At 65.4% G+C, this 9,058-nt stretch carries 8 protein-coding genes; 2 read left to right on the forward strand and 6 right to left on the reverse strand.

The window, feature by feature from the left end:
• Window positions 1-56: 56 nt before the first annotated feature.
• Both AC1D34_RS11235 and AC1D34_RS11240 read right to left on the reverse strand, forming a co-directional pair.
• Window positions 57-674, reverse strand: coding sequence for a GyrI-like domain-containing protein (locus AC1D34_RS11235; RefSeq protein WP_441504540.1), 618 nt, complete (start codon window positions 672-674; stop codon window positions 57-59).
• Between the two features lie 301 nt (window positions 675-975).
• Window positions 976-2,763 (reverse strand): peptide ABC transporter substrate-binding protein, encoded by a 1,788-nt coding sequence (locus AC1D34_RS11240; RefSeq protein WP_476824253.1) that lies wholly within the window; start codon window positions 2,761-2,763, stop codon window positions 976-978.
• 514 nt (window positions 2,764-3,277) lie between these two features.
• Between AC1D34_RS11240 and AC1D34_RS11245 the strand changes: the two genes are divergently transcribed.
• Entirely contained in the window at window positions 3,278-3,994 is a 717-nt protein-coding gene (locus tag AC1D34_RS11245) for a carbonic anhydrase (RefSeq protein ID WP_441504541.1), read from the forward strand.
• Between the two features lie 142 nt (window positions 3,995-4,136).
• On the opposite strand, the gene AC1D34_RS11250 is transcribed toward AC1D34_RS11245, so the two are convergent.
• The 4 genes from AC1D34_RS11250 to AC1D34_RS11265 are packed head-to-tail and all read right to left on the reverse strand — an operon-like array spanning window position 4,137 to window position 8,186.
• Entirely contained in the window at window positions 4,137-5,486 is a 1,350-nt protein-coding gene (locus tag AC1D34_RS11250) for an LLM class flavin-dependent oxidoreductase (protein ID WP_441504542.1), read from the reverse strand.
• 23 nt (window positions 5,487-5,509) lie between these two features.
• Window positions 5,510-6,253, reverse strand: coding sequence for an ABC transporter ATP-binding protein (locus tag AC1D34_RS11255; RefSeq protein WP_441504543.1), 744 nt, complete (start codon window positions 6,251-6,253; stop codon window positions 5,510-5,512).
• Entirely contained in the window at window positions 6,250-7,134 is an 885-nt protein-coding gene (locus tag AC1D34_RS11260) for an ABC transporter permease (protein ID WP_441504544.1), read from the reverse strand. Before AC1D34_RS11260 ends, AC1D34_RS11255 begins: the two co-directional genes overlap by 4 nt.
• An 8-nt stretch (window positions 7,135-7,142) precedes the next feature.
• On the reverse strand, window positions 7,143-8,186 hold the full coding sequence (locus AC1D34_RS11265; protein ID WP_441504545.1) for a PhnD/SsuA/transferrin family substrate-binding protein: 1,044 nt from the start codon (window positions 8,184-8,186) through the stop codon (window positions 7,143-7,145).
• Between the two features lie 405 nt (window positions 8,187-8,591).
• Between AC1D34_RS11265 and AC1D34_RS11270 the strand changes: the two genes are divergently transcribed.
• On the forward strand, window positions 8,592-9,058 hold a 467-nt coding region (locus AC1D34_RS11270), incomplete at its 3' end, for a CYTH domain-containing protein (protein ID WP_476824254.1).

Consider the following 9,058-nt stretch of genomic DNA (forward strand, 5'->3'; position numbering starts at 1 on the left):
TGCTCGTGGACAGCAGACATTGGCGCATGGGCAGGAGCCGATTTCCGCCCTGCCCCCTATGCCAAGGATATCACCGGCTGGCGAAGGACCGTTTTGAGCCTGGCCGCTTCAGTCTTGCGCGGATCGCTCAGATAGATTTCGTGGTGGGGGCCGTTGAAGGTCACCCCCTTGCGCGGCATCACCTCATCATGGAGCCGGGCCAGGATCGGCCCCTCCTCATCATAGCTGCCGACATGCAGGGTCTGGAGCGAGAGCCCTTCAGCATAGAATTCGTGGCGCAGGCTTTGCGGGCGCTGCCCAAGCTTTCCCTCCGTTTTGGCCACCGCCTTCTCGAACATGTCATGGGTGACGAATTCAGGAACCATAATCATCATCGTCCAGCGCCACAGGTTCTTTTGGCGGGTGATGAAGCTCCGGGGATCGTCGGTCCACCACAACCCTTCCAGCGGCGGCACCACATAGTCCCTGCCGAGCGCAGCCTTTGCGGCGAACTTCACGGCATAGCTGACCCCGTAGAGCCATTCGATCGCCGAACGGTAAGCCGGTGCGGTGTTGGGATCGCCTTCAGCGTTCACCTTCACAAACGGCATCTGCGGCACGTCGACCAAAGCGAAGTCCCCGGTGGGCGGGTCATAAAGTGGTCTGAGGGCTTTCTTGAAATCGATCTTCGCCATCCGCGTCCCCCGTTCGCTGTCACCGAAACGACTGTGCGATGACAAGGAATGGCAGCAGTCGCTCGCGGAACGGGCCCAATGTGCCCGCAGCCGGACATGGGCGTTCAGAACAGGCCAAATCTGTTCGCGTGCCAGATCTATTCGCGTGCAAGTCGGAGGCCGGCCAGATTTCATCGAAAGCCTGGTCGATGAATTCGCCGGGCCCTGCCGCAGCGGGGTCGCGACGCCGTGCGGATGCCGGCGCCGCGGATATCGGTTGCGGCCCCTCACCGAGATGTCCCGGTGAGGGGCTGCTTCGTGCTTAGTTGCGATACCAGGAAGCGAGGTTCCAGGTGTCCACGTCCCAGCCGCTGTGATCATGCGCGAGGGTCAGCGCCGCAGCGACGACCTTGGTCCGCGACAGGACCGGCAGGATCACGTTGGCCTCGCAGAAGATCTCGTTGACCTTGATCAGCAGCGCAGCGCGCTTGGCCGGGTCGAGTTCCTTCTGCGCGGCCTTGTAGGCCTCGTCAGCCGCCGGGTCGGAGTAGCGCGAGACGTTGCGGCCGAGCCACTTGTTCTCCTTGTTGGCGATTTCCCAGGACACGAACTGGTTGAGGAAACGCTCCGGATCCGGCTGCGGCTGCGTCGTGGTGTACATCTCCATGTCGACATAGAGCTTGGTGTAGGTGTCGGGGTTGGCGACGTCCGAGGAGAAGAACACGGACGCAGTCACCGACTTCRGCTCGAGATCGATGCCGGCGCGCTGGCAGGCCTGCTTGATGATGGCCTGGACCTTCTGACGCGGCGCGTTGATCGAGGTCTGGAAGACGAACTTGAGCTTCTTGCCATCCTTTTCGCGGATGCCGTCGGCACCCTTCTTCCAGCCGGCGTCGTCGAGGATCTTGTTCGCCTTCTCGAGGCTGAATTCGTATTTCAGCTTCTCCGACTTGAACTGCTTCGGCTGGTTCACGAAGCTCGCCGTCGCGATGCCGCCGCGGCCATAGATGAACTTCTGGATCGAATCGCGGTCGATCAGCAGGTTGATCGCCTGGCGCACGGCCGGATCGCTGAGCGTCGGATGCTTGGTCTTGACGCTCGAACGCTCGCCATCGACCTCGGTCCACGGGTCGGTGGTGTTCAGGGTGATGAATTCCACGTCGCCGGCCTGCGCTGCACTGATCCTGCCGCGACCACCCGTCTCCATGCGCTTGAGAACTTCGTCCTCGACCAGCGTATCCCAGGCATAGTCGTATTCGCCGGTCTGCAGCACGGCGCGCGCCGCCGAGATCGCGTCACCGCCGCCCTTGACCTCGAGCGTGTCGAAATGCGGCTTGTTCTGGACGTGGTAATTCTCGTTGCGCGTGCCGGTGAGCACGTCGCCCGGCTTGAAGTCGACGAACTTGTAGGGGCCGGTGCCGACCGGCTTCAGGTTGGCCGGAGCCTCACGCGACTTGGCGCCCTTGTACTCGCCGAAATGGTGCTTCGGGATGATCATGCCGGCGACGCCGACGAAAGCATCGGCCCAGAACGGCGTCGCTTCCTTGAAGATCACCTTGACGGTGTGGGAGTCGATCTTCTCGACCTTGATGTCCTTGTAGGCGCCGGTGGTGTAGGCGGCAGTCGCCGGATCGGCGGCATATTCCCAGGTGAAGACGACGTCATCGGCCGTGAACGGCTTGCCGTCATGCCAGGTCACGCCCTGCTTCAGCTTCCAGGTGACGCTTTTGCCGTCCTCGGAGAGGCCGCCATTGGCCTTGGTGGGAGCTTCGGCCGCGAGCTGCGGGAAGAGATTGCCCTCCTTGTCCCAGCCGGCGAGCGGCTCGTAGAAGACGCGCGAGGCGACCTGGTCCTTGGTGCCGGAGGCGAAATGCGGATTCAGCAGGGTCGGTGCCTGCCAGAGCAGGATCTTCAGCGGCCCGCCGCCGCCAGCCTTCGTCGGCTTGTATTCGATCGTTGCGTTCGCCATTGCGACGCCGTTCCAGGCGAGGATCTGGCTCGCGATCGGCGCAGTAATACCCACTGCCGCCATTCGCTGAATAAAGGAACGCCGCGAGAGGCGACCTTCCTTCAGATTGTTCACCATCCCCTGGATATCTTGACTATTCATGACTTACCCTCAGATTCATCTGACAAGAGACCGGTCAATAGATTGACCGGATCCAGCCTTCTTTTATTAAATCTAAAGCGTGACGATGCTTTGGATTCAACGCTGGTGGTAAGAGCTACAGAATTAAGCCCGGCTTAAGGCAATCGGCGAAGGTGGCGCTTAAGGTCCGCTTCCGGCACAAGCCAGATATGCGGGAGCCGCGCAGCGCGACCACGCCGGACACCGGATGCTCGCCGATCGGCCAGAAGTGGAGCGACTGCCCCCTCGCGGACCACTGAGGCCTTCAGCGGGCCGCCAGCCCGGACTCAGGACGGATGGAATGCCGCAATGGGCCGGGTTCAGGCGGGCTACCCATGAGGAAGCCCTGCAAAATCCCCACTTCGCAGTATCCCCATCCTGTAGCAGTAATAGGGCGCAGGCTGCGTCTGCGAGCCTGGCGGCAAGGATCGTGAATCGCCGCGCTCAGCGGCCGGGGCTGCGCGCCATGCAGGCCGTTCTGGAGGAGACTTCCGTCATGTGTGATCTCTGCTGCTCGCCCGCGCCCGGCCTGTCCCGCCGTGGCCTGTTTTCCGGCATGGTGGCCCTTGCCGGCGCCGCCGCCCTGCCCCGGCAAGCCTTCGCCCAGGCCGCGCCCCCGCAGAATGCGATCTCGCCCGACGAAGTGCTGAAGCGGCTGATGGAGGGCAATGCCCGCTATGCCGCGAACACCCCGACCAATCAGGATTACTCGGCCGGCCGGGCTGCCCGCGCCAGCGCCCAGTATCCGGTGGCTGCGATCCTGAGCTGCGCGGATTCGCGGGTCTCGCCGGAACTCGCCTTCGACCAGGGCCCCGGCGACCTCTTCGTGGTTCGTCTCGCCGGCAATTTCGTCAATGACGATGGCCTGGCCAGCCTCGAATATGCCGTGAAATACCTCAACACGCCGCTCGTCATGGTCCTTGGCCATTCGGGCTGTGGCGCCATCGACGCCACGATCAAGGTCGTGCGGGACAAGGCGACCCTGCCGGGCCATCTCCAGGAAATGGTGCGCGAGCTCAGGCCGGCGGTCGCGGCCGCCAAGGCCGGCAAGCCGGACGACCTCCTTGCCGCGGCGATCGCGGAAAACATCCGCCGCGGCAAACGCCGTCTCGAGACCGCCAAACCGATCCTCGCGGAGTTCGTTGCTAGCAGGAAGATCAAGGTCGTCGGGGCACATTACGAGCTGGCGAGCGGCAAGATCACGCTGCTCTGAGGCATGACCGGGGCCGGGCGGTCCCTTGCGACGTGACAAGCCCCCTCACCCGCGCCGTTGTATCGGGTTGATCGTAGCACCTCCCCAGGACCACCCGCCCGAGACAGCTCCCGTAGCGCGGTCTCGGCGCGCGCTGCGGCGATCAGGCGGATCTTTGCAGCGGCGCCTGCTGGTCGAATTGGCTCGGCACCGGATCGAGCCCCAGGCGCTGGCGTAAGGTGCCCTCGCCATACTCGGTCCGGAACAGTCCGCGCTTCTGCAGCAATGGCACGACCTCGCTGGTGAAGAGAGCGAACTGGCGCGGCAGGATCGGCGGCATGACGTTGAAGCCGTCGGCCGCGCCCGAGACGAACCAGTCCTCGATCACATCGGCGATCTGCTCGGGCGTGCCGGTCGCGGTGAAATGCCCGCGCGCTCCGGCAAGGCTGTGCAGCAACCCGCGCAGCGTCGGCCGCTCGCGCCCGACCAGGGCGGTGATCGCCTGCGCCCGGCTGCGCGAGGCCTGCACCTGCGAGGGATCGGGAAAATCGTCGACCGACAGGACCTGGTCGAGCTGCAGATGCGAGAAATCATGGCCGCCGAAGCGGTTCGACAGGCGCGACAGGCCAACTGTCGGGTGGGACAGCTCGTTCAACTCCTCCCATACCCGCTTCGCCTCGACTTCAGTCGAGCCGATCGCAGCGCTGATCCCGGGCAGGATGACGATCTGGTCGCCCCGGCGGCCGAGCACGCGGGCTTGCGTCTTGATGTCGGAATAGAAGGCAATCGCGCTCTCCTTGGTGAGATGCGCGGTGAAGATCGCCTCGGCATAGCGGGCCGCGAAAGCACGGCCATCGGTCGAGGCGCCCGCCTGGACGAAGACGGGCCTCCCCTGCGGCGAGCGCGGGATGTTCAGCGCGCCGGCAACCCCGAAATGCGTGCCGCGATGGTCGGCGCGGCGGATCCGGTCGGGCCTGGCGAAATGCCCGGTCTCGCGGTCGTCGAGGATCGCGTCCGCCGCCCAGCTGTCCCAGAGTTTCGAGGCAACCTCGACGAACTCGTGAGCCCGCTCATAGCGCTGGTCGATCCCGGCCTGCCGCTCCTGGCCAAAGTTCCCCGCGGCCGCCGGCGCCCAGGAGGTCACGATGTTCCAGCCGATGCGGCCGCCGCTGAGATGGTCGAGCGAGGCGAGCTGCCGGGCGAGATTGTAAGGCTCGCTATAGGTCGTCGAGGCCGTCGCGATCAACCCGATGCGCTCGGTCAGCGCCGAGAGTGCGCCGAGCAGGGTCAGCGGTTCGAGTTCCCCGCGCGCCGCATGTTCAAGCTCGTCGCCCAGCGCGACATGGTCGGCGAAGAAGACGGAATCGAGCTTTGCCGCCTCAGCCGCCAGCGCCAGGTCGCGGTAGTAGGCGACGTCGGTCAGCGCCCGCTGCGTCGAACCGTCGTGACGCCAGGCCGCCTCGTGATGGCCGCGACCGTTGATGAAGAGATTGAGGTGAAGTTCACGGGTCATGGGTTCGCTCTCTCGGGTGTCGGTCAGATGGGATCGGTGACGCCGAGGGCGGCGAGGAGTTCGCCACGCAGCACAGCAAAGCCCGGGTGCCTGGCGCGCGGGTGGGCCAAGGAAACCGGCTGGTCGAGGGTGATGCGTCCTTCGTCGATGACGAGCACGCGATCGGCGAGCTTGATCGCTTCGTCGACGTCATGGGTGACGAGCAGGACGGTCGGGCGATGCTGCCGGATCAGGCGGAAGAGGAGATCGTGCATCCGGATCCGCGTCAGCGCGTCGAGTGCGCCGAAGGGCTCGTCCGCCAGAAGCAGGCGCGGCTGGCGCACCAGGGAGCGGGCGAGCGCCACCCGTTGCTGTTCGCCGCCGGAAAGCGCGTTCGGCCACGCCTCCTCCCGCCCGGAGAGGCCGACATCGGCCAGCGCCTGCCGCCCGCGAGCGTCGCTGTCGGCCGCATGCAGGCCGAAGACGACATTCTGCAGCACGCTCTTCCAGGGCAGCAGCCGCGAATCCTGGAAGAGGACGGAGCGGTCGGCCGGCACCGTGAGCGTGCCCTCGCCCTCGACACCATCGTCGAGCCCGGCGATGGCGCGCAGCAACGTGCTCTTGCCCGAACCGCTCTTGCCGATGAGCGCGACGAACTCGCCCGCGGCGAAATCCAGCGAGGCGGGCCCGAGCACACTGCGGCCGGAGAAGCGGCGCGTGACGTCGCGCAGGCTGACCGCGAGGGCGTCCGGCTGCGGCAGGCGGAGCGGATGAGCCGAGGCGTTCATGACGCCAGCGCCTTGCGATAGGACAACGCCTTGCGCTCCCAGAGCCGGACGGCGAAATCGGAGCCGAGGCCGAGCACCGCATAGATCGCGAGGCCGACCACGATGATATCGGTCTGGCCATAGTCGCGGGCGCGGTTCATCAAGTAGCCGATGCCCTGGCTGGTATTGATCTGTTCGAGCACGACGAGCGCCGTCCAGCAGGTGGTCACGGCAAGTCGCAGGCCGGTGAAGAAGCCCGGCAACGCGCCGGGCAGCGCCACCTCGCGCAGGAAGGCGCTGCGCGTCAGCCCGACGCTGCGGGCGAGCTCGACATGGCGGATATCGATGCCCCGCAGCGCCGCATGGGTGTTGATATAGATCGGCACGAAGACGCTGGAGGCGATCAGGGCCACCTTCATGGCCTCGCCGATCCCGAGCCAGAGGATCGCGAGCGGGATCAGCGCGAGCGTCGGGATCGCCCGCTTGATCTGGACGAGGCCGTCGATCGAGGCCTCGCCGATCCGGCTGAGACCGGATGCGAGCGCCAGCAGCAGGCCGACCGCGACGCCGATGCCGAGCCCCAGATAGGCGCGCCCCGCCGATGCCAGGAAATGGTCGGCAAGCGTGCCCGATTGCAGCAGCTCGAAGCCGGTGAACAGGGCGATCGACGGCGCCGCGAGGAATTTCGGCGAGAGCCACCCCGTCAGCGAGGCGAGCTCCCAGAGAACGACCAGCGCGACCGGCCCGAACAGGATGGCGCCCGCAGGCAGGCGGCCCGGCGCCAGTTTCGGGAGCTTGCCCTGCGCGGGGGGCGTCGGGTTTGCCTGCGCCGGAACGCCCGCAATCGCGGCGAAGGGCACCGAATAGGCCGTGGCAATCAGCGCGTGGCTTTGATCGGACATGGACAGCCTCAATTGGATTTGGCGGCGATGATGTCGTCGAAGCGCAGATCGAATTCCTCGCGTGCATCGAGCCGTTTCGGCAGGTCGCCAGCCTCGTGGATGACGTCGATCAAGGCCTGCTGCTTCGGGATCAGGCTGGCGAGCAGGGGAAATTCGAAGCGCCCCTCGGCTTCGACGATCCTGCGCCCATCCGCCGGCTTGAGGTTCTGGCGCTTGACGTAATAGGCCTCGACCCAGCCCTCGGCATTCGCATGCGACCAGCGGTTGGCATCGATCCAGGCCGCCACGAACTCGCGAATGGCTGCGAGCTTGGCCGGATCGTCCAGGGCCCGCTTGCTCGCATAGAGATAGGTCAGGCTCTTCGGCAGGCGGTCGTTCTGGTCCTTCGGCAGGGCGCTCGCGCCGCGATCGGCGAAATCGGCGAGATAGCGCGAGAAATGCGGCTCGTTCAGCGCCGCTACATCGACCTGCCCCGTTCGCACCGCATCCGGGAAATCGGCGGCCCGCAAGGGCACGAGCCGCACATCCTTCTTCGTCAGCCCCGCGAGCTTCAGCGCGTTGAGAACGAAGGGCTGACGGCCCGTCCCCTCGCCATAGGCGATGCTCTTGCCGCGCAGTTCCTCCAGCGAGGCGATCTTCAGCCCGGGGCGTACGGCCAGCGCGTAGTCGGTTTCGGACGAGGTGCGCGCCGCCACGATCGGAATCTGCTCGCCAGCCGCATGGGCCTGGATGGGCGGCGTGTTGCCGACGGTCGCGAGATCGAGAGCCCCCGCCCGGAAGGCTTCGAGAATGGCCGGGCCGCCGAGAAAATTGGCATAGGTCACCTGGCTCGACAGCCTGTCATGGGCGCCCGACGCCCGCATCAGGCTCTGCAGCGCCTCATTCTGATCGGCGACGACCAGCCTCGTGCCGACCGGAGCCTTCGCAAGTGGTGCGGGCTGCCCCTGGGCCGCCGCAAGACCGGGGGCGGCGACCGAAAGCAGGAGCGACATGGCCAGGATCGTGCGGCGCCTCAGCCCTTGTGTCCCTGCGGAAAGCGCATCGCTCGACATGGTTGTTCCTCACTCAGCTCGTGCCCGGCCAGGGATGAATGTCGCGACCGGCCGTCGAAATACTGGCGAAGAATCGTTCTTTTAGTCAAACAGAATGTTCTTTCTGAAATACAACGAAACGGCGAACGTCATTCTCCTGGAGCTGCGCATGCGAGAACGCTGCTGCTCGGCGAAAAATTCTGTCTCCGGGAGGACGATGACGGAGCAAAGCGTTCGCTGTTGCTGCGGAGGCACGGCCAGTATTGCGGCGGCACCGGAAAAGGGCCTTCGACGCCTGCCGGCCGAAACCCAATCCGGGATGCCGATCCGGGGTCCGGAGTGAAGCGGTGAGCTCCCCCTATGGGTTATGCCGAGAACGCCAATCAGGTTATCGCTGGTGAGACGAGACCCAACAGCGAACCGGACATGGGCACAGAGATTGAACGCAAATTCCTCGTCATCGCCGACGATTGGCGGGAGAAAGCTGGCCCGGGGCAGCCCCTGCGCCAGGGCTATCTTACGCCGAAGGGGACAACCAGCGTCCGCATCCGCTGTGCCGCCGCTGAGGCGTTCCTCACCATCAAGGGGGAGACTCATGGTCTGGCCCGCCCGGAGTTCGAATACGAAATCCCCGTCGCGGAAGCCGAGGAGATGCTGCTGACGCTGTGCATCGGCCCACCCCTCGAAAAGACGCGATACAGGGTCGAGCATGGCGGGTTGACGTGGGACGTGGATGTGTTCTCAGGCCGCCATGCAGGGCTTGTGATCGCCGAGGTCGAACTGATCGAGGCCGCTCAGCATGTCGATCTTCCGTCTTGGGTCGGACTCGAAGTCACGAATGATCCTCGCTACCGAAATGCCGCGCTCGCCGAGGGGGACGTTCTGCCTCCAGC

Source organism: Allobosea sp. P1_A7 (genome assembly GCF_056406775.1).

What these genes read in the sequence shown, in the direction of transcription:
- AC1D34_RS11235 (WP_441504540.1), bottom strand. Translation starts at nt 674, where the DNA reads ATGGCGAAGATCGATTTCAAGAAAGCCCTCAGACCACTTTATGACCCG.
- AC1D34_RS11245 (WP_441504541.1), top strand. Translation starts at nt 3,278, where the DNA reads ATGTGTGATCTCTGCTGCTCGCCCGCGCCCGGCCTGTCCCGCCGTGGC.
- AC1D34_RS11250 (WP_441504542.1), bottom strand. Translation starts at nt 5,486, where the DNA reads ATGACCCGTGAACTTCACCTCAATCTCTTCATCAACGGTCGCGGCCAT.
- AC1D34_RS11255 (WP_441504543.1), bottom strand. Translation starts at nt 6,253, where the DNA reads ATGAACGCCTCGGCTCATCCGCTCCGCCTGCCGCAGCCGGACGCCCTC.
- AC1D34_RS11260 (WP_441504544.1), bottom strand. Translation starts at nt 7,134, where the DNA reads ATGTCCGATCAAAGCCACGCGCTGATTGCCACGGCCTATTCGGTGCCC.
- AC1D34_RS11265 (WP_441504545.1), bottom strand. Translation starts at nt 8,186, where the DNA reads ATGTCGAGCGATGCGCTTTCCGCAGGGACACAAGGGCTGAGGCGCCGC.